Source organism: Sphaerotilus sp. FB-3, from assembly GCF_023706025.1.
GTDB classification, from domain to species: Bacteria; Pseudomonadota; Gammaproteobacteria; order Burkholderiales; family Burkholderiaceae_C; genus Sphaerotilus; species Sphaerotilus sulfidivorans.
On sequence record NZ_BQWE01000057.1, the window covers coordinates 54,161 to 74,921 of the forward strand.

General features: G+C 71.1%; 15 protein-coding genes. 9 read left to right on the top strand and 6 right to left on the bottom strand.

What is annotated here, in order from left to right; genetic code table 11:
• Nucleotides 1–4: 4 nt before the first annotated feature.
• From minD to NFT33_RS16875, 3 genes are all read right to left on the bottom strand, one after another.
• The gene (gene minD / locus NFT33_RS16865) at nt 5–820 is read right to left on the bottom strand and encodes a septum site-determining protein MinD (protein WP_220785671.1); all 816 of its coding nucleotides are present in this window, start codon (nt 818–820) and stop codon (nt 5–7) included.
• A gap of 65 nt (nt 821–885) precedes the next feature.
• Entirely contained in the window at nt 886–1,695 is an 810-nt protein-coding gene (gene minC, locus NFT33_RS16870; RefSeq protein ID WP_251677068.1) for a septum site-determining protein MinC, read from the bottom strand.
• A 94-nt stretch (nt 1,696–1,789) separates the two neighbouring features.
• Nucleotides 1,790–3,700 (bottom strand): ABC transporter ATP-binding protein, encoded by a 1,911-nt coding sequence (locus tag NFT33_RS16875; RefSeq protein ID WP_251677070.1) that lies wholly within the window; start codon nt 3,698–3,700, stop codon nt 1,790–1,792.
• Nucleotides 3,701–3,819: 119 nt separating this feature from the next.
• On the opposite strand from NFT33_RS16875, the gene NFT33_RS16880 reads away from it, so the two are divergent.
• Complete coding sequence (locus NFT33_RS16880; RefSeq protein ID WP_246607103.1) at nt 3,820–4,914, top strand: hypothetical protein; 1,095 nt, start codon at nt 3,820–3,822, stop codon at nt 4,912–4,914.
• Nucleotides 4,915–4,938: 24 nt separating this feature from the next.
• Here the strand turns inward: NFT33_RS16880 and NFT33_RS16885 are convergent, their stop codons facing one another.
• Nucleotides 4,939–7,338: a YgiQ family radical SAM protein gene (locus tag NFT33_RS16885; RefSeq protein ID WP_251677072.1), complete on the bottom strand. Its 2,400-nt coding sequence runs from the start codon at nt 7,336–7,338 to the stop codon at nt 4,939–4,941.
• A 209-nt stretch (nt 7,339–7,547) separates the two neighbouring features.
• On the opposite strand from NFT33_RS16885, the gene NFT33_RS16890 reads away from it, so the two are divergent.
• Nucleotides 7,548–7,916, top strand: coding sequence for a carboxymuconolactone decarboxylase family protein (locus tag NFT33_RS16890; RefSeq protein ID WP_251677074.1), 369 nt, complete (start codon nt 7,548–7,550; stop codon nt 7,914–7,916).
• Here NFT33_RS16890 and NFT33_RS16895 read toward each other — a convergent pair.
• Nucleotides 7,899–8,570, bottom strand: coding sequence for a PEP-CTERM sorting domain-containing protein (locus tag NFT33_RS16895; protein WP_220785674.1), 672 nt, complete (start codon nt 8,568–8,570; stop codon nt 7,899–7,901). The genes NFT33_RS16890 and NFT33_RS16895 overlap by 18 nt on opposite strands.
• Nucleotides 8,571–8,807: 237 nt before the next feature.
• Nucleotides 8,808–11,249, bottom strand: a complete 2,442-nt coding sequence (locus NFT33_RS16900) for a putative bifunctional diguanylate cyclase/phosphodiesterase (protein WP_251677076.1) — start codon at nt 11,247–11,249, stop codon at nt 8,808–8,810.
• A gap of 271 nt (nt 11,250–11,520) precedes the next feature.
• Here NFT33_RS16900 and NFT33_RS16905 point away from each other — a divergent pair, with 271 nt between their 5' ends.
• The 7 genes from NFT33_RS16905 to NFT33_RS16935 are packed head-to-tail and all read left to right on the top strand — an operon-like array spanning nt 11,521 to nt 20,726.
• On the top strand, nt 11,521–12,984 hold the full coding sequence (locus NFT33_RS16905; protein WP_251677078.1) for a glycosyltransferase family 2 protein: 1,464 nt from the start codon (nt 11,521–11,523) through the stop codon (nt 12,982–12,984).
• Entirely contained in the window at nt 12,981–14,555 is a 1,575-nt protein-coding gene (locus NFT33_RS16910; RefSeq protein WP_251677080.1) for a bactofilin family protein, read from the top strand. The genes NFT33_RS16905 and NFT33_RS16910 overlap by 4 nt, the downstream gene beginning before the upstream one ends.
• 25 nt (nt 14,556–14,580) lie before the next feature.
• Nucleotides 14,581–16,518, top strand: a complete 1,938-nt coding sequence (locus NFT33_RS16915) for a polysaccharide deacetylase family protein (protein WP_251677082.1) — start codon at nt 14,581–14,583, stop codon at nt 16,516–16,518.
• A 47-nt stretch (nt 16,519–16,565) separates the two neighbouring features.
• Nucleotides 16,566–17,747: a non-hydrolyzing UDP-N-acetylglucosamine 2-epimerase gene (gene wecB / locus NFT33_RS16920; RefSeq protein WP_251677084.1), complete on the top strand. Its 1,182-nt coding sequence runs from the start codon at nt 16,566–16,568 to the stop codon at nt 17,745–17,747.
• Between the two features lie 20 nt (nt 17,748–17,767).
• Nucleotides 17,768–18,565, top strand: a complete 798-nt coding sequence (locus NFT33_RS16925; protein ID WP_220785680.1) for a YaiO family outer membrane beta-barrel protein — start codon at nt 17,768–17,770, stop codon at nt 18,563–18,565.
• 14 nt (nt 18,566–18,579) lie between these two features.
• The gene (locus tag NFT33_RS16930) at nt 18,580–19,446 is read left to right on the top strand and encodes a hypothetical protein (protein ID WP_251677086.1); all 867 of its coding nucleotides are present in this window, start codon (nt 18,580–18,582) and stop codon (nt 19,444–19,446) included.
• Nucleotides 19,443–20,726: a hypothetical protein gene (locus NFT33_RS16935; RefSeq protein ID WP_251677089.1), complete on the top strand. Its 1,284-nt coding sequence runs from the start codon at nt 19,443–19,445 to the stop codon at nt 20,724–20,726. The genes NFT33_RS16930 and NFT33_RS16935 overlap by 4 nt, the downstream gene beginning before the upstream one ends.
• Nucleotides 20,727–20,761: the final 35 nt, after the last annotated feature.

Sequence of the window (20,761 nt, forward strand, 5' to 3'; positions counted from 1 at the left end):
CGGGTCACCTCGCGCCGAAGAGCCGCTTGAAGAAGCTCGGCTTGACCACATCGATGAAGCGCATCGGCTTGTCCTCACCGAGGAAGCGCGCCACCACGTCCTTGTAGGCCTCGGAGGCATCGCTGCCGTTCATGTGGATCACCGGCACGCCCTGGTTGGAGGCCTGCAGCACCACCTCGGACTCCGGAATCACGCCGATCAGCGGAATGCGCAGGATCTCGTTGATGTCGGCCAGCGACAGCATCTCGCCACCCTGCACCCGGCTCGGGTTGTAGCGGGTGATCAGCAGATGCTCCTTGACCGGCTCGCGGCCCTCGATCGCACGCAGCGTCTTGGAGCTGAGCATGCCCAGGATCCGGTCGGAGTCGCGCACCGACGACACCTCGGGATTGGTCACCACCAGCGCCTCGTCGGCGAAGTGCATCGCCATCATCGCGCCGGTCTCGATGCCGGCCGGCGAATCGCAGACGATGTACTCGAAGCCCTGCTCGGCCAGCTCCTGGAAGACCCGGCCGACGCCCTCCTTGTTGAGGGCCTCCTTGTCGCGGGTCTGCGAGGCCGCCAGCACATGCAGGTTCTCGCAGTTCTTGTCCTTGATCAGCGCCTGGTGAAGATTGACCTCGCCGTTGATCACGTTGATCAGGTCGTACACGACCCGGCGCTCGCAGCCCATGATCAGGTCGAGGTTGCGCAGACCGACGTCGAAGTCGATCACTGCGGTCTTGTGCCCCCGCATCGCCAGCCCCGACGCGAAGCTTGCGCTGGTCGTGGTCTTGCCGACTCCACCCTTGCCGGAGGTCACTACGATGATCCTGGCCATCCGTCGTGGTCCTTTCTTCGTCTTTGTCTGTTGTCGTTGTCCCGCCTGCAGCCCTTGTGGGGGCTTCAGGCCTTGATGGCCTCGATGACCAGCGTGTCGCCGTCGAGCCGGACCTGTGCGGCCTTGCCGCGCACCTCGACCGGCAGTGGCGGGTCGGTGGTCTGGTAGATGCCGGCCACCGAGATCAGCTCCGGCTCCATGCAGGTCGAGAAGATGCGCGCGCTGATGTCGCCGGTCGCGCCGGCGATCGCCTTGCCGCGCAGCGGCGCGTACACATGGATGCTGCCGTCGGCGATCACCTCCGCGCCGTGGCTGACCAGCGCCAGCACCACCAGGTCGGCGTTCTTCGCATAGACCTGCTGGCCCGAGCGCAGCGGCCGGTCGACCACCAGCAGCGTCGGCACCGGCAGCGCCGGTTCGTCCTCGGACGGCGCGTCCGGATCGGTGGCATCCGCTGCTGCCTCGGCCGGCGCGACCGGCTCAGGCTCGGGCGCTGCGACCGGCTCCGGCGGCGGCGCGACGCGGGCATGGGGCAGATCGGCGCCGGAATCGGGCGCCTCGCACAGACCCGCCTCCAGCGCGGCTTCCAGCTGCTCGGGCGAGCCCGAGCGCACCGCCACCGGCACCATGCTGTAGCGGCGCAGCAGCGCGGCCAGACCGGCGAAGTCGACCGGCTCGACCTGATCGCGCACATGCGTCAGGTCGATGACGACCGGATCGCGATTGAAGAAGTCGGCCGACGGCGCGATGCGTGCCTCGAACTGCGCCTCCAGCTCTTCCAGCCGGGTGGTGCGCAGCACCAGCGCGACCAGCGCCAGCGAGGCGCTCTTCAGGTCGAACTGGGTCGAGGGAGTTGCCGGGGATCGTGCGGCCATTGGAGAGCGAGGCGGCGGTACCGTTCGGTTAGTGATTTATGAAGAATCCTGCGGGAAAGAGTGTACCCACGGGCCATGCGTCCGACCGACCGCGTTAGCCAGAACTTGAGGCCGAATTACCGGATAAATCCGGTTGCTCGATACATCCAGTTTCATCCTCGCCGATAAATCCACCGCTCTGGCGTGCCCAGAGCCGCGCATACAGCCCGCCCTGCGCCAGCAGCGTGGCGTGGTCGCCCTGCTCGACGATGCGGCCGCGGTCGAGCACGACCAGCCGGTCCATCGCCGCGATGGTCGAGAGCCGGTGCGCGATCGCCACCACCGTCTTGCCCTGCATCAGCGTGTCCAGGCTGGTCTGGATCGCCGCCTCGACCTCGGAGTCGAGCGCGCTGGTGGCCTCGTCGAGCAGCAGGATCGGCGCATCCTTCAGGATCACCCGCGCGATGGCGATGCGCTGGCGCTGGCCGCCCGAGAGCTTGACGCCGCGCTCGCCGACCTGCGCGTCGTAGCCGCTGCGCCCGGACGGGTCGGAGAGCTGGCGGATGAAGCCGTCGGCCTCGGCGCGGCACGCGGCCTCGATCATCTCGGCGTCGCCCGCGTCCGGGCGGCCGTACAGGATGTTGTCGCGCACCGAGCGGTGCAGCAGCGAGGTGTCCTGCGTGACCATGCCGATCTGCGCGCGCAGGCTGTCCTGGGTGACGGTGGCGATGTCCTGACCGTCGATCAGGATGCGCCCGCCCTGCAGGTCATGGAAGCGCAGCAGCAGATGGGTCAGCGTCGACTTGCCCGCGCCGGAGCGCCCGACCAGGCCGACCCGCTCGCCCGGGCGGATGTGCAGGTCCAGATCGCGGATCAGCGGCTCGTCGGTCGCGCCGCCGTAGCCGAAGGTGAGCCGCTCCAGCCGGATCTCGCCGCGCGGCACCGCCAGCGTGGCCGCGCCCGGCCGGTCGACCACCCGGCGCGGCTGCGACAGCGTGGCCAGGCCGTCCTGCACCGTGCCGATGTGCTCGAACAGGCCGGTCATCTCCCACATCACCCAGTGCGACATGCCGTTCAGGCGCAGCGCCATCGCGGTGGCCGCCGCCACCGCACCGATGCCGACCTGGCCCTGGCTCCACAGCCACAGCGTCATGCCGGCGGTGGCGGCGATCAGGCCCATGCTCAGCAGATGGTTGACGATCTCGAACAGGCTGACCAGCCGCATCTGGCCATGCACCGTGACCAGGAAGTCGCCCATCGCGCTGCGGGCGAAGTCGGCCTCGCGCCGTGCATGAGAGAACAGCTTGACGGTGGCGATGTTGGTGTAGGCATCGCTGACCCGGCCGGTCATCAGCGAGCGCGCATCCGCCTGCGTGCGACCGACCCGCGCCAGCCTCGGCACGAACCAGGCCACCGAGGCGGCGTACAGCAGCAGCCAGACCACGAAGGGCAGCAGCAGCCAGCGGTCGAGCCCGCCGGCCAGCAGCGTCATCGTCACGAAATAGATGGTCACGAAGACCAGGATGTCGGTCAGGATGAAGGTGGTGTCGCGCACCGCCAGCGCGGTCTGCATCACCTTGGCGGCGACCCGGCCGGCGAACTCGTCCTGATAGAAGGCCAGGCTCTGGCCGAGCATCAGCCGGTGGAAGTTCCAGCGCAGCCGCATCGGGAAGCTGCCGGCCAGCGTCTGGTGCTTGAGCATCGTCTGCAGCGCCACCAGCGCCACGCTGCCCAGCACGATGGCCAGCAGCAGCAGCAGGTCGGCGCGGTGGGTGTGCCAGAGCCCGGCCGGATCTGCCTGCCCGAGCGTGTCGACCACCGTGCCGAGCGCACCGAACATCCAGGCCTCGAAGGCACCGATCAGCGCGGTGCACAGCGCCATCACCAGGATGTGGCCGCGCATGCCGGCGCTGCTGTCCCAGACGAAGCGCCACAGCCCGGGGCGGGGCGGCGCGATCTCCTCGGCAGGAAACGGATCGACTCGCCGCTCGAAGGCCTGGAAGACGGCCCGAAAAACGAAAAACACGTCTTGGTTCTCTCTGATACGCGCCAGTGGCGGATTGTGCGACCGGGAAACGGTCCTTACCGGGCCCGATGCCATGAACACAGACACTTGCGGCGGGGACCGGAACAATGATGTCCATGATGAAGAACACCGCCCCCACCTCCGTCGCCCCGACCGATGCCCCGATCGCCATCGGCCCTGTCGAAGCCCTGACGCACACCGCCTCGCAGCGGCGCCAGCTGCTGGTGGCGCTGGCCGCGCTGGGCAGCGCCCCCGGCCTGTGGCCGGCCCGCGCCGAGGCGCAGACCGTCACTCCGGTCTACGGCAGCCTGAAAGGCGCCAGTCTGGGCAACAACGCCGCGCTCAACGGCGCCCTGCCCTTTCCGGCCGGACAGGCCTTCAACACCGACATCTCGAAGGCCGCGGTCGACCCCGGCTCGGCGGCCATCATCGCCAGCATCGGCGCCACCGCCAGCCTGCGGCCGGACTTCGGCTCGGGCACCTGGGACGGCGGCCCGATCGGCATTCCCTATGTGGTGGTCTCGGGCAGCCAGGCCAAGGTGACGATCCGCTTCACCGCCTATGCCTCGGAGAGCGAGCCCGGCCCCTATCCGGTGCCGCGCACCGCGCCGATCGAGGGCGGCGCCGCCAGCTCGGGCGATCGCCATGTGATCGTCATCGACCGCGACAACAACCGCCTGTACGAACTCTACCGCGCCTTCCCCAACGCCGACGGCAGCTGGTCGGCCGACTGCGGCGCGGTCTTCCACCTCGACAGCCTGACGATCCGCCCGACCGCCAAGGCAGGCTGGACCAGCGCAGACGCCGCCGGCCTGCCGATCTTTCCCGGCCTGGTGCGCTACGACGAGGCGATGCGCGGTGCCGGCGGCATCCGCCACGCACTGCGCTTCACCGTGCCGAGAACCCGCAAGGCCTATGTGCCGCCGGCAACGCACTGGTCGTCCAGCAACACCAGCACCGCGCTGCCGCCGATGGGCGCACGACTGCGCCTGAAGTCGACCTTCGTGATTCCGACGACCTTCAGCAACGAGGCCAAGGCCGTCCTGACCGCGCTGAAGACCTACGGCATGTTCGTCGCCGACCATGGCAGCGCCTTCTACCTGAGCGGCGCCCCCGATCCGCGCTGGAACAACAGCCGTCTGGTCACCGAGCTGAAGACGGTCAAGGGCAGCCACTTCGACGTGCTGACGATGACCGGCCTGGTCAAGGGCTGAGCGACCTGAAAGGCCCGGGCGATCTCAGCGCGGCCGGCGCCTGGCCGCGCCGGTGACGCGCGGCGGCAGGCCGGTGTGCTGGGTCAGGATCGTGCCGGGCTTCGGCGGCGCCTTGACCGCAGGCGCGGCCTGCCCCCGGCTGCCCGGCACGAGGATCTTCTGGCCCGACGGCGCGGCGCCGCTCTTCGCGCCCGCCTTGGCCACCGGCCGGTTCGGCGCCGCCTTGACGCCGACCGGCGTCGAGTTCTTGCGCCGCGCGCTCTGGTAGCTGCCGTCGGTGGCCGGCTGGAAGGTCGGGATCAGGTGATGCTTGCCGTTGCCGATCAGGTCGGCGCGGCCCATGTCCTTGAGCGCCTCGCGCAGCAGCGGCCAGTTGTTCGGATCGTGGTAGCGCAGGAAGGCCTTGTGCAGCCGACGGCGGCGCTCGCCGCGCACGATGTCGACCTTCTCGGCGCGCGCGGCGTCGCGGCTGATGCCCTTGAGCGGGTTCATGCCGGAGTGGTACATGGCCGTCGCGGTGGCCATCGGGCTCGGGTAGAAGGTCTGCACCTGGTCGGCGCGGAAGCCGTTCTCCTTCAGCCACAGCGCGAGGTTCATCATGTCCTCGTCACGGGTGCCGGGGTGCGCAGCGATGAAGTACGGGATCAGGAACTGCTTCTTGCCCGCCTCCTCGCTGAACTTCTCGAACAGCGCCTTGAAGCGGTCGTAGGTGCCGATGCCCGGCTTCATCATCTTCGACAGCGGCCCGCTCTCGGTGTGCTCGGGCGCGATCTTCAGATAGCCGCCGACATGGTGCGTCACCAGCTCGCGGATGTACTCGGGCGACTTCACCGCCAGGTCATAGCGCAGCCCCGAGCCGATCAGGATCTTCTTGATGCCCTTGAGGTTGCGCGCGCGCTTGTAGATGCGGATCAGCGGCGAATGATCGGTGCGCAGGTTGGTGCAGATGTCCGGGTAGACGCAGGACGGCTTGCGGCAGGCCGCCTCGATCTCGGGCGACCAGCAGCCCAGCCGGTACATGTTGGCCGTGGGGCCGCCCAGATCGGACACCACGCCGGTGAAGCCCTTGACCTTGTCGCGGATCTCCTCGACCTCGCGGATGATCGAATCTTCCGAGCGGCTCTGGATGATGCGGCCCTCATGCTCGGTGATCGAGCAGAAGGTGCAGCCGCCGAAGCAGCCGCGCATGATGTTGACCGAGAAGCGGATCATCTCCCAGGCCGGAATCTTGGTCGCGCCGTCATGGCCACCGGTCTCGTCGGCATAGCTCGGGTGCGGGCTGCGCGCGTAGGGCAGATCGAAGACCTGGTCCATCTCGGCCATCGTCAGCGGGATCGGCGGCGGGTTGATCCAGACATCGCGCTCGCCGTGGCGCTGCACCAGCGCGCGGGCGTTGCCGGGATTGGTCTCCAGATGCAGCACCCGGCTGGCGTGGGCGTAGAGCACCGGGTCGGACTTGACCTGCTCGTAGGACGGCAGCCGGATCACGGTGCGCTCGCGCGGCGGCAGCTGGATGCGGCCCGACAGCGCCCGCGCCGACGGAATGAGGCGGATCGGCTGCGCGCCATCGGCCGCCGGGGCGCCGCCGGACTCCTTCGCGCAGGTCGTGCCCTGCTCGGCCGCCTGCTCCTCGGTGGTCTGGTAGGGGTTGATGAAGGCGTCGATGCGGCCCGGCCGGTCGACCTCGGTCGAGTCCAGCTCGAACCAGCCGGCGGCGCTGGGGTCGTCGGTGCGGCGCAGGAAGGCGGTGCCGCGCACGTCGGTGATGCGCTCGATCGGCTCGCGCGCGGCCAGGCGGTGCGCGATCTCGACGATGGCGCGCTCGGCATTGCCGTAGAGCAGCAGGTCGGCCTTGGCGTCGACCAGGATCGAGCGGCGCACCTTGTCCTGCCAGTAGTCGTAGTGCGCGATGCGGCGCAGGGACGCCTCGATGCCGCCGGCGATCACCGGCACGTCCTTGAAGGCCTCGCGGCAGCGCTGGGTGTAGACCAGCGTGGCGCGGTCCGGGCGCTTGCCGGCCACGCCGCCGGGCGTGTAGGCATCGTCCGAGCGGATCTTCCGGTCGGCGGTGTAGTGGTTGATCATCGAATCCATGTTTCCGGCGGCGACGCCGAAGAACAGGTTCGGTCGGCCCAGCGCCCGGAAGGGCTCGGCCGAGTTCCAGTCGGGCTGCGCGATGATGCCGACGCGAAAGCCCTGCGCCTCGAGCGTGCGGCCGATCACCGCCATGCCGAAGCTCGGATGGTCGACATAGGCGTCGCCCGTCACGATGACGATGTCGCAGGAATCCCAGCCGAGCTGGTCCATCTCGGCGCGGCTCATCGGCAGGAAGGGCGCGGTGCCGAAGCGTTTCGGCCAGTACGGACGGTACTGGTTCAGCAGCTTCGGGGGGCTGGGCGGCGCGGTCAGGGTGGAGGCGGTCACGGGTCGGGCCCTCTCGGCAGATCTGGCGGGGCGAAGGGGAAACCCTCCATTGTCGCCGCAGTCCGGCCCGCGCCGCCAGCCGGATCGCCGAAGGCCACAGACGGCGACGGATTCGACCGCCTTGACCGCCATCAAGGCCGATTTGGTCGCCCAACATACCATGTTGGGTATTAACCCACTCCAGGCCTGCGCTGCCGGCCCTGCCCGCCATGTCCGAGATCCACTATCCCGACCTCACCCGCGACATCAGCCGCGAGCTCGCCAGCTTGCGCCAGACCCAGAAGGGCACGATGCAGGGCTTCGGCGCGATGGCCGCGGCCTCGATGGCCGACGGCGCGCTGTCGGAAAAGCACAAGGAGCTGATCGCCACCGCGATCGCGGTCAGCCAGCGCTGCGCCGGCTGCATCGGCTTCCATGTCAAGGCGCTGATCCGCCTGGGCACCACGCGCGCCGAGTTCGAGGAAATGCTCGGCGTGGCGGTCTACATGGGCGGCGGGCCGGCGCTGATGTACTGCGCCGAGGCGCTGCAGGCCTGGACGCAGTTCGCGCCGGCGCCGGCCTCAGCCCCAGCGGCCTGAACGGGTCGCCTGCTGACGCCGGCGGCCGAAAACGGCCAGGCCCAGCAGACCGGCGCCGAACATCGCCGCGGCCGCCGGCTCGGGCACCGGCGACGCCACCTGGATCGTCAGCACCTGGGTGGTGTTCCAGGACTGCGCCGCCAGCGCCACCCGACCGCGCAGACCATCGCTGAACAGCACCTCGACATAGGCATTGCGCAGCGAGCTGCCGGTGCTGTCGATGGTCTCGCTGTCGATGCGCACCGGCGAGGTCGAGGCGATGCGGTCCAGGTCCAGACCGCCGAAGCGCATCGACTGGCCGCTGTCCAGGCTCAGGCCGCCCCAGTAGGCGGTCGAATAGTGATCGCTGGTGCCAGCCAGCGGATCGAGCGTCTGGTGGCTGCCCTCGTAGCGCTCCCAGACCCCGATGCCGGCCTCCTGGGCCCCCATCGAGTACCAGAACCCGGTCAGCGTGATGCCGTCCGAGGAGTCGTTGCGGACCTGGCCGGACTGCAGGTACCAGTTGCCATCGAGCGTGATGACCGCCGCATGGCGGGTCTCGGCGGCGACCGGTGCCGGTGCGGCAGCGCCGATCAGGAGCGCCGCCAGCAGGGCGGCGGTGGAAGCGGCAGCAGAAGTGGCGGCAGAAGTGGAGGCGATCTTCGTGCGGATCATGTCGGACCTTCTTGGTGGTGCATTGACGACACGCGGAGGCTCGTCGGACGAGCTTCTTGCTTTCTGCGTGGGCCGGGTGTCGCATTCCCCTGATCTGCACCGTACCTAGAAAAATCTCGAAAATCACCGCCACAACACCCGCATCCACGGGGTTGACTCTCAAGAATCAGTCAATGATTCAATTCAAAAGAGGAATATTGCACAGCAAAAACCCCCTGTTTCAGGGTTGACCAAAGATCACGACTTTGCTGCCGGATTTCTGCCGCGATGCCCGAAGTCGTCGGCCATCAGGCGATGCAGGAAGTCGTCGCCGGCGATGGGGCGGCCGAGCAGATAGCCCTGGATCGCGTCGCAGCCCTGCTCGCACAGGAAATCGAGCTGCTCGACCGTCTCGACGCCTTCGGCGACCAGGCCGATCTCCAGCGCGCGCGCCATCGACACCATCGCGCCGACCAGCCGGGAGCTGCCGGCATCCTGCGGCACCTGGCGCAGGAAGGAGCGGTCGATCTTGACCCGCTGCACCGGCAGGTCGCGCAGATAGGCCAGGCTGGAGTAGCCGACGCCGAAGTCGTCGATCGCCACGCCGACACCCAGATCCGCCAGGCGCGCCAGCAGCAGCCGCGCCTGGGCGACATCGCCCACCGCCAGGCTCTCGGTGATCTCCAGCTCGAGGCGCTGTGCCGGCAGCGCGTGGCGCCGCAGTGCCTGCGCCACCACCGACGCGATGTCGTCGCCCAGCATCTGCCGCACCGACACATTCACCGCCACCCCGATCGGCCGGCACGCCAGCGCCGACCATTGCGCCGCCTGGCGGCAGGCCTCGTCGATCACCCAGCGTCCGATCGGCACGATCAGGCCGGACTCCTCGGCCAGCGGGATGAAACGGTCCGGCGGCACCATGCCCAGCTGCGGATGGCGCCAGCGCAGCAGAGCCTCGGCGCCCACCACCTGCAGCGTGCGGCCATCGAACTGCGGCTGGAAGAACAGCTCGAGTTCGCGCCGCTCGATCGCATGATGCAGATCCGCCTCGAGGCGGAGCTGATCGACCGGCACCGGCACCTCCTGCCCGGCATCGATGCGGAACTGGGCACGGCCGGCGCGCTTGGCCTGGTGCAGCGCCCGATCGGTGCGCACCATCAGGCCGATGTCATCGGTGCCGGCGCTCAGGTCCGCCACCGCGCCGGCGTCGATCCAGGCCAGCCCCAGGCTGCAGCCCGGACGCAGGGTGTGGCTGCCGACCTGCAGCGGCTGGCCGAGGCGCTCGATGAGCTGACGCGCCAGCGCCTCGATCACCGCCACGTCGCCCAGCATCGGCCCCTGGAACAGCAGCATGAACTCGTCCCCGCCCAGTCGCGCCAGCAGGACCGGCTCGGCCGGCAGACCGCTCGGCGCCCCGTTCAGGCCGCCGAGTCCGCACAGCCGCTCGCCGATCGCCAGCAGCACCTGGTCGCCCGCCCCGTGGCCGAGCATCTCGTTGATCTTCTGGAAGCGGTCCAGGTCGAGCTGCACCAGCACCAGCCGCCCGGCCGCAGCCGGCTGCAGCGCCCACAGGTGCAGCCGCTCGGCCAGCAGCTCCTGGAAGGCCTCGCGGTTGAGCAGACCGGTCAGCCCGTCCTGGCGGGCGATGCTGCGCAGCCGGGCGTCATCGTCGGCGACGATGCTGTCGAGCCGGCGGCATTCGGCCTCGCTGCGGCTGGCACGCCGCAGCAGCCGCATCACCAGCGCGACGGCTGCGGCCGTCAGCACCAGCCCGGACATCAGCGCCAGCAGCGGCATCGCGCCCAGCAGCGGCTCGGAGGGCGGGCGGACCAGACTCAGGCGCCAGAGCCGCTCGCCGACCTCGAAGGTCAGATCGCGCCGGTCGCGCGATGACGCCGGCGCGAGCCCGCCGGGATCGGCATGGACCGTGCGGACCGGCTGGGGCGAGCGGCCATCGGCCACGCTGCCCACATCGCTGAGCTGGAGCCGCAGTCCGTCGAACTCGGCCTCGCCCACCCGGCTGACCTGCATCAGCCGCGCCGCATCGACCAGCACCCGCAGGTGGCCGGCCTGGTGCTCGCGCCGGCTCTCGACGGAGCCGGGGTCACCCTCGCCGCCCAGATAGACCGGCGCGCTGATCTGCAGCGCCACCCGGCCGTCGGCCAGATGCAGCGGCGCATGCATGACCGTCCGGTTGCGGTCGCGGCTGTCCGCGTCGACCGCTGCGGCATCCGCCGCATCGCCCGGCCCGGCCGGCAGATCGCGTCCCGCCGTGCCCAGACCGTTCGTGCTCAGGAAGACCGGCCCGGCACAGACCACGGCCGCGGGACAGTTGTCGTAGCGCACCGACAGCACTTCGGGCAGACCGCGGGCGATCTGCAGCACATCGAAATGCGCAGCGAACTCCTGGGCCGACACCTCCCGGCTGGCGAGGAACAGCCCCTGGAAGCTGCGCGCCAGGCGCTGCAGATGGTCGACATGGCGCACCAGATGCTGCTGGCGCACCTGCACCTGCATCTCGAAGCGGCGATCGGCCTCCTGCGCCTGATGCCGGGCCAGGGCCCACCAGGCGACCAGCGACAGCAGCAGACCCAGCACCAGCACGCCCGCCACCACCGGATGACGGAAGGACAGCTCGCCCGCGGGCGAATCCAGTGGATCCGGTGAATCGGCAGAGGAAGGGGAGGAAATGATCGACACGCCGCGATTGTCGGCGCGGGCATGCAGCCACTGAAATTTCAGTGTCAACCGAACGACACGCCTGGATCAGGGGCAGTTCAAGTTTGCACTCCGATCAGGCGATATGGCGGGCAATCACCGCGCAGATCCGGCCAGGCGCCGGCTTGCACTCCCTTAACAGCAGGGGATGACTCATGCATCGATCACAAAAAGATACTTTGTTTAGGTTATTCTTACAAAGAGAAACAAGTCGGCAAAGGTGATCCTTCCCATGCCGACACGCCCCCAGACGATGTCCCGCCCCCTGAATTCCCCGTTTCAGCCCCTGCCGGCTGCCCCGCGACGGCACCCGCGGCTGTGCCTGCTCGCGCTCGCACCGGCCCCGGCGGTCGCCAGCGCCGCGCCCGGCTGGCAGCTCGAGGTCGACAGCCTGCTCGGCCCGGCCTGGGCCTGGTCGCTGCTGGCGCTGATGGCCACGATCGTCGCGCTGATGGCGGTCTACACCGTGCGCCACTACGGCTTCACGCTGAACCGCATGTTCGGCCGCCAGCGCCATCCCTATGCCAGCCTGGTCAGCGCCGACTGGCCTCGGGTGACGATCTTCGTGGCCGCGCACAACGAGGAGGCGGTCATCGAGGACTGCCTGGTCAACCTGATGGGCGTCGACTATCCGCAGGACCGCATGATCGTCGTGCCGGTCAACGACCGCTCGAAGGACCGCACCCGCGAGATCATCGACGCGGTGGTCGAGCGCTATCCCGGCCGCATCCGCCCCTTCCACCGCACCGACGGCAAGCCCGGCAAGGCCGCGGCGCTGAAGGACGCCACCGAGACGGTGGACACCGACTTCATCATCGTCTTCGATGCCGACTACCTGCCCTCCAAGGGCCTGATCCGGCGGCTGATGGCGCCCTTCTTCGACCCGGAGGTCGGCGCGGTGATGGGCCGCGTGGTGCCGCAGAACTGCGGCGCCAACCTGCTGACGCGGCTGCTCGACCTGGAGCGCTCCGGCGGCTACCAGGTCGACCAGCAGGCGCGCATGAACCTGGGACTGGTGCCGCAGTACGGCGGCACGGTGGGCGGCATCCGGATCGCGGCGCTGCACTCGGTCGGCGGCTGGCATGACGACGTGCTGGCCGAGGACACCGACCTCACCTACCGGCTGCTGCTGGGCGGCTGGAAGACCATCTACCAGAACCGCGCCGAATGCTACGAGGAGGTGCCGCAGAGCTGGGCGGTGCGCACCCGCCAGATCAAGCGCTGGGCCAAGGGCCACAACCAGGCGATGTGGCGCCACACGGTGGGCTGCCTGACGCAGCCCGACCTGAGCTGGCGCGAGCGCATCGACGGCGCGCTGCTGCTGGGCGTCTACCTGATGGCGCCGGTGCTGCTGCTGGGCTGGCTGGTGAGCCTGCTGATGTATTTCACCGTCTCGGTGGCCTGGAGCGCGCCGGCCCTGGTGGTGCTGGCCTTCATGACGCACGGCGCGCTGGGCAACTTCGCCGCCTTCTACGAGATCGCCGCGGCCACCCACATGGACCGATCGGGCAACCGGGTGCGGCTGCTGGCCTTCAACTGGCTGGGCTTCATCGTCAGCGCGATGGCGATCTCGCGCGGGGTGCTCGAGCAGGTGGTGCTCGACCGCCTGGGCACGCCGCAGCTCAAGTGGGACAAGACCGCGCGCTACCGCAGCGCGCCGGCCCGCACGCCGGGCGCGGCCGCCCAGCCGGGCACCCCGCCGGGAGCGCAGCCATGAAGATCACGCTGCTGCTGATCGGCCTGACGCTGCTGGTGATCGTGCTGCCGCTGCTGCCGGCGCTGCAGGAGTGGCGCCGCCCCAGCGATGTCACCCCGCTGCCGATCGACGAGGCCGATGCGCTCGAGCCCGACTACATGGCGCAGCGCTTCGGCCAGCGCCTGGACGATGCGGTCGACCGCGGCCTGATCGAGATCGGCGGCGTGCCGCTGGTGCATCTGCCCGCCGAGGCGGTGCGCGCGCCCTGGCCGCTCGACGAGCGCGAGGTGCGCAGCGGCCGCAGCCGCCGCATCTGGCACAGCGACGGCGACTGCCGTCTGCCCGAGCGCCTGCACGGTCTGGCCGAGATGTCCTGCGCCGGCACGATGCAGGCTGCTGCCGGCCACACCTACCGCGCGCTGCGCGCCCGCCAGGCGCTGCTGCTGCCCGAGCGGGTGCGGGTGCTGCGCTGGGCGCATGGCCGCCAGGTGGTGGTGGGCGACCGCAGCGTGCTGGCCGGGCGCATCAGCGCCGAGCACTCGCTGCTGATCGGGCGCGAGGTGAGCTTCTCGCTGCTGCATGCGCCGGTGATCCGCTTCGCCGGTGCGGTCGATGCCGCGCATCGCCCGCATCCCGAAGGCCTGCCCGCCGCGCTGGGCCGGGCCGACGGGCTGCGCCCGGGCGCACCGGGCCAGCCGGCGCGAGTCGAGGGCGCGCTGATCGTGGCCGCGCTGCGCCACTGGGACAGCGATCTCGATGTCGACGGCCATGTGACGATCGGCGAGGGCTGCCACGGCCAGGGCCGGCTGCGCGCCACCGGTGCGGTCCAGGTCGGCGCCGGCGCGGTGCTGGCGGGCAGCCTGGCTGCGGCCGGCGAGATCTACATCGCCGCCGGAGCCGAGGTGCAGGGATCGGTGATTTCCGAGAGCACGATCGTGCTGGGCGCGGGCTGCGTCATCGGCCTGCCCGGCACGCATGCGACGGTGCGTGCGCCCCGGGTCGAGATCGGCAAGGGCGTGGTGGTGCACGGCACCGTCTGGGCCGGCCAGCGCCGCATCGACATCGACACCGCGCCGCCCGGAGCCGCGGTGATCGGCTACGACGCGCCGGTGCGCTGGGACAGCATCGCCCGGCGCGGCCTGGCCACCGCCTCGCTTGCGCTGGCGCCGCGCTCGCATCACCAGGGCGATCTGGTCTGCCAGGGTGATCTGGAGATCGGCGCACGCAGCCGCATCCAGGGCGGCCTGAAGGCGCATGGCGATCTGGCCGTCGGCGCCGGTGCCCGCATCGACGGCACCCTGGTCTCGCCCGGCGAGATCGTGCTGGGCGCGGGCAGCCATATCGCCGGCTCGGTGATGTCGGAGGAGGCGGTGGTGCTCGGTCCGGGCTGCGTCGTCGGCTCGCCGCAGCATCCGGCCACCGTCTGCGCGCCGCGCATCGAGGTCGCGCTCGGCGTGGTGGTGCACGGCACCGTCTGGGCCGGCAGCAGCGGCGACGCGCCCTCGCCGCTGCTGGACACCGGCGGCCGCGACGACGAGACGATCGACGAACGCACGCCGCTGGCGCCGCTGCCCGGCCAGGCCGCCGCCTGACACGCATGACGGCCCCATTGCATCCATGACCGACCCACGCCCCTCCCCCCGCACCGCCCGCTCCGCCGGCCTGTCCCTGCTTGCCCTGTCCCGTGCGGGCTGGCAGCGTGTCGGCGTCGTGCTGCTGCTGGTCGGGGCGGCTGCGGCCACCCACCGGCATTTCCGTCAGGACGGTGATGCCCCGGCGAGCAGCGCCCGGCTGATCCTGGTGCTGCCGGACACCGAGGCGGCCGATCCGGCGCCTCAGGCCGCCTGGCAGAACGCCGCCGACGAGCTCGGCCTGAAGCTCGAGCCGATGAGCGCCTCCGAGCTGGTGCGCCAGCGCGGCGACGGCCGCGGCGATGCGCTGATCCTGCCCGACGCCCTGCACCGCCGCATGAGCGACGCGCTGGCGATGACGCTGCGCGAGCGGGTGCGCGCCGGCGACCGGCTGATGCTGGTGCATGACGCGGGCCTGCAGGACATCGACGGCCGCTACCGCGCCGAGCGCTCGCGCCTGTCCGATCTGGCCGGCGTCGACTACGGGCTCTACGGCGAGCTCGGCGCCGGCATGCTGCGCGAGACCGAGGTGCAGGTGCAGCCGAGCCAGATCGCCGCCCTGGGCCTGCCGCCGGGCAAGCTGGTGCGCGGCACGGACGACCTGCCCTACAGCCGCTACCGCCCCGACCCGGGCCCGGACGGCGAAGCGCTGCCGGTGCTGGCCGGCTACCGCTACGGCCGGATGCGCCATGCCAGCTTCGTCACCCGCGGCGACTTCGACGGCACGGTGCTGATGCGCGCGCCCGACGGCAGCCTGATCGCCGGCGAGCGAGCGGCCGGCCGCGGCCAGGTGCTGTTCGTCAACCTGCCGCTGACCCCGCTGAAGCTGGCCACCGACGGCCTGCTGCTGCACGGCTTCCTGCAGCATTTCGCCCGCGACCTGGCCGGCCAGGCGCAGCTCTCCGCGGTGCCGGACGGCATCGGCGCGGTGGTGATGAACTGGCACATCGACGACCGCAAGGCACTGCCGGCGCTGGAGCGCGCTGACGAGCTGGGCGCCTTCGCCAAGGGGCTCGGGCCGTATTCGATCCATCTGACGGTCGGCCCGGATGTCGACCAGCCCGGCGACGGCCGCGGCATGGATCTGGCGGCCAACCCGCAGGCGCAGGCCTGGGTGCGCCGCCTGGCCGCCGAGGGCCACGAGATCGGCAGCCATGGCGGCTGGATCCACAACTGGTTCGCGGCCAATCTCGACACGATGGAGCGCGAGGCCGCCGAGGCGATGATCGACCGCAACTCGCTGCTGCTGACGCAGTTCTCAGGCCGGCCGGTGCGCGAGTACTCCGCGCCGGTGGGCCATCACCCGGCCTGGGTGACCGGCTGGCTGCGCCAGCGCGAGATCCGCGCCTTCTATTTCACCGGCGACACCGGCATGGCGCCGACCCGCAGCTTCCAGGACGGCCGGCGCCCGCGCCCGGACATCTGGAGCTTTCCGGTGCTGGGCTTCGGGCGCCATGCCTCCTTCGAGGAGGCGCGTGCGGCCGGCACGCCGGAGCAGGTCATCGCCGACTGGCTCGACGAGGTCTCCGACTTCTGCGCCGAGCAGGGCACGCTGCGGCTGGTCTATTTCCATCCCTTCGGCCTGGTGATGTATCCGCAGGCCTTCCAGGAATGGCTGCGCCACAGCCGCGAGCTGACCACGGCGGGCCGGCTGCGCTGGATGACGATGACGCAGTACAGCGATTTCGCCAACCGGCGTCTGCGCACCGTCTGGTCGCTGGCTCCCGAGGGACGCCAGCTCCAGCTGCAGGCACGCCACCCCGAATCGCTCGAAGGCATGACCTGGCTGCTGCCGGCCACGCGCTACGACCGGCCGGTGGTGCTCAGCGGCAGCGCGCAGGTCGATCGCAGCGGCACGCAGTGGCGGGTGCGCGCCGCCGACGGCCGCGCGCTGAAGGTGCGCGTCGACCCGGTTCCCGCCTGAATCCGCCCCCCCGAATCCATCACGAAAACCCAGAGAGAGCGTCCCCGATGAACCCGAGCCCCTCCCCTGCCCCGATCCTCATCTCCGTCGGCACCCGTCCCGAGATCATCAAGATGGCGCCGCTGCATGCCGAGCTGCGCCGCCGTGGCCTGCCGGTGGCCTGGGTGCACACCGGCCAGCACCGCGAGATGGCGCAGCCGCTGTACGAGTTCTTCGGCATCGAGCCGGAGCACGAGGTCACGCTGGAGCGCCGCAGCGGCGAGCTCTCGCACCTGAACGCGCTGCTGCTCGAGGGGCTGGCCGCGGTGTTCGAGCGCACCCGCCCGGCCGCGGTGCTGGTGCATGGCGACACCACCAGCACGCTGGCCTCGGCGCAGGCGGCCTTCTACCAGGGCGTGCCGGTCGGGCATGTCGAGGCGGGCCTGCGCACCTTCAACCACCGCGAGCCCTTCCCCGAGGAGATGAACCGCGAGCTGACCGCGCGGCTGTCGCGCTGGCATTTCTCGCCGACCTCGCGCGCGGCCGGCAACCTGGAGCGCGAGGGCATCCGCGCCGGCGTGCATGTCGTGGGCAACACCGCGGTGGACGCGGCGCTGCAGGGCACCGCGCGGGTGGATGCGCTGCTGGCCGAGGGCACGCCGGTGCTGCCGGCCGCGCTCGATCCGCTGCGCCAGGGCCTGGAGCTGGCGAAGTGGCGCCTGATCACCGTGACCGCGCACCGGCGCGAGAACTGGGGCGAGGGCATCGCCTCGATCGCGCAGGCGGTGGCGCAGCTGCTGGAGGCGCATCCGGATGTCGCCGTGGTCTGGCCGGTGCACGGCAATCCGGTGGTGCGCGACGCGGTCCATGCCGAGCTGGCCGAGAAGGTGCCGGCGCTGGAAGGCCGCCTCACCCTGTGCGAGCCGCTCGACTATCCCGCGCTGCTGTGGTGCCTGCACCGCAGCGTGCTGGCGCTGACCGACTCCGGCGGCATCCAGGAGGAAGGCGCGGCGCTGTCCTGCCCGGTGCTGGTGCTGCGCAACACCACGGAGCGCCCCGAGCTGATCGACGCCGGTGCCGGCCTGATCGTCGGCACCGACCGCGAGCGCATCGTCTCGACCGTCTCGGGCCTGCTCGCCGAGCCCGGCGGCGCCGGCCTGCAGCGCATGCGCGACGCCACCAACCCCTTCGGCGACGGCACGACCTCGCGGCAGATCGCCGACGTGCTGCAGCGCGACCTCGGCCTGTGAGCCCAGCCCCGGAATTCCCGATGAAGACACCGAACACCCCCGTGCCGCGCCTGGCGCGGATCGCCCTGGCCGGCGCGGCCGCGCTGGCCGTGCTGGCCCCGCCGGCCGCCGCCCGCGACACCCTCGAGATCGGTGCCGGCACCAGCCGCTACAGCGCCGGACTGCCCGACGGCCGCAGCGCCCATCTGCGCGGCAGCTGGGCGCTCGGCAGCGGCACGGTGCTCAACGCCGAGCTGCTGGGCGAGCGCAAGTTCGACGCCGATGGCGGCATCGTCGCCGCCGGCGTGACGAAGACGATCGACGCCGACTGGTTCGCAGGCGCGGCACTGGCCGGCGGCTGGGGCGGGCCGAACTGGAACCGCTCGCGCGTCGATGCCTCGGTCTCGCGCAAGTGGGGCACCGAGCGGCGCTGGGTCACCACGCTGGGCGGCTACCACGCCCGCTTCGACGCCGGCCGCAGCGACAGCGGCCTGAAGATCTCGGCCACCTACTACGCCCAGTCCTTCGGCGTGCTGGAGCTGGGCGCGACGCTCAACCGCAGCCGCCCGGGCAATGTCAGCTCGACCATGCCCTGGCTGGCGGTGACGCTGGGCGTGCCGGGCGAGCAGACCCTGGCGCTGCGCGTCTCGCACGGCCGCGAGGCCTGGCTGGCGCTGGGCGACACGGTGCAGCCGGTCGACTTCTCCAGCACCACGATCGGCGCCGACTGGCGCTGGTGGATCGCGCCCGACTGGGGCGTGGTGCTGCGCGCCGAGCGCTATCTGAACCCGAGCTACCGCCGCACCACGCTGGGCGGCGGCGTGTTCGTGCAGATGTGAGGCCCGGTGCCGCGATGAGCAAGCTCCTGCGCCGGCTCCTGGGCCGCACGGCCCGGCCCGACTTCCGCCACAGCCTGCAGCATTCGGTGCTGGGCGAGCTGCAGCACCATGGCCATCGTGGCGGCCGCATCGCGATGCACCGCTCGATCTGGGGCCTGCAGCTGCCGCGCCAGCGTCTGTTCAAGGGCCTGCTGCTGGCCACGCTGCTGACCGCCGTGCTGGCGAGCCAGATCGACGCGGCCGGCCAGCTCTGGGGGCGCCAGCTGCTGTGGTGGCTGGAGCGGCTGGAGCTGTCGGGTCGCTTCCCCGCCGCGCTGCATCCGGCCGATCTGCCCTTCCTGATCGCCACGCCGGCCCTCGAGCTCTTCGTCGATCTGCCCTCGCCCCGCACGCTGGCCTTCAACGCGATCGGGGTGGTGGCGCTGTGGTGGGCGGCCGGGCTGCTGCCCGACGCCGGCCGCCCGGCGATGTACCTGCTGCGGCTGGCGGCCCTCATCCATGGCGCGGCGGTGCTGTTCTTCGTGCTGTGGCCGGCGAGCTTTCCGCACACGCCCCGCGAGCATGTCGGCAACGGCCTGCAGCAGATCTGGGTGCTGATGCTGCTGACGCCCTGGATCCATCTGCCGACCTTCTGGTTCTTCGAGGTGAGCTGGTGGGCGCGGCTCGGCGTCACGCTGCTGACCTGGGCCTGGCTGCTGCTGCTGGCGCCGCTGCTCTACGCCCTGCACGCGCTGGTGCTGCATCACGCCGGCCTGCTGGCGATGCCGCTGCTGCATCTGCTGTTCGGGGTGATGGTGGCGATCATCGGCTTCGTCGCGATCTACGGCTGGGCGATCAGCCTGGCCAACGCCCGCACGCTGCGGCGGCTGGAGCCGCGATGAGAAACGCACGGAAATCCGCAGCGCGGGCGCGCCTGCGACCGATCCTGGCCGCGCTGGGCTTCAGCCTGGGTCTGGGTCTGACGCTGCCGGGGCGCAGCAGCGCGGCGCCGACCGCACCACCGCTGGAGAGCGGCTGCGCCGCTGCCGCGCTGGTCGATCCGGCCTTCCGCGACGCGGCGGTGCTGATGATGCGCCGGCTGGTGGTGCGTGCGCCCGGCCAGATCAGCGACGGCGCGATCCGGCGCACGCTGTCGCCGGCGCATGTCGACGCCTCGGGCCGGGCCTGGCACCACATCGCCGCCTACGAGGCCAATCTCGGCCTGATCGGCGCGCTGCGCATCGACCCGACGCTGCGCGAGGAGGCTGCGCGCTGGCTGCGCTGGCAGATCCGCCATCTGCCGGTCGACGGCCAGGACCGCGGCGTGCTGTTCGACCGCTGGATCAGCGCCGACGGCCGCGAGATGACGGTCTGCCCGCCCGACATCGAGCCGCGCCACTGCCGCCAGATCGACGCCACCGACAGCACCATCGCGTCGATGTTCCTGCTGGCGCAGGCCTATCTGCGCCACGGCGGCGACCCGGCGCTGCTGCGCGATCCGGTGATCGAGCGGGCCTTTCGCCGCGCCGCCACCACGCTGGCGCAGCTGCAGCAGCCCGACGGGCTGAGCCACGCCAAGCTCGATCACCCGGTCAGCTACCTGATGGATGCGGTCGAGGTGGCCGCGGGCTGGCGGGCTCTGGCCGCGCTGCAGCAGGAAGTCTGGAAGCAGCCGGCGGTGGCCGAACTCAGCCGCGAGCGCGAGCGGCGCACCTGGCGCGGCATCGAGCAGGTGCTGTGGCAGCCGCAGGCCGGGCTCTGGCTGACCAGCGCCGGCGCCGCGCCGGTGCAGAGCGGACGCTGGTATCCGGACGTGATGGCCCAGGCCTGGCCGCTGCTGTGGAGCCTGCCCGAGGACCGGCTCACCCGCGAGCGCGGCCGCCAGGCCTGGCAGCGCGTCTCGGCGCGCTGGCCGGAGTGGCCGCGCCGCAATGTCGATCCGGCCGGCTTCTGGTGGCCGGCCGCCGCGGTCGCCGCGCACTGCAGCGGTGACGGCCGCGCCGCCGCCGAGTGGGTGGCGCGCGCGCGCGCCGCCTGGCTGCGTCCGGACACGCCCTTCGCCTGGCCCTTCCAGGTCAGCGACCTGCTGTGGCTGCTGTGGCTGGCCGAGCCCGGCCCGCCGCAGGCCCCGCTGCCCGAGCCGCTGGACGTCGCGGCCCCGGCCAGCGGGCGCAAGCCCTGAGCCCCGTCGGCCACATCACGAGTTCCGCATCCCGA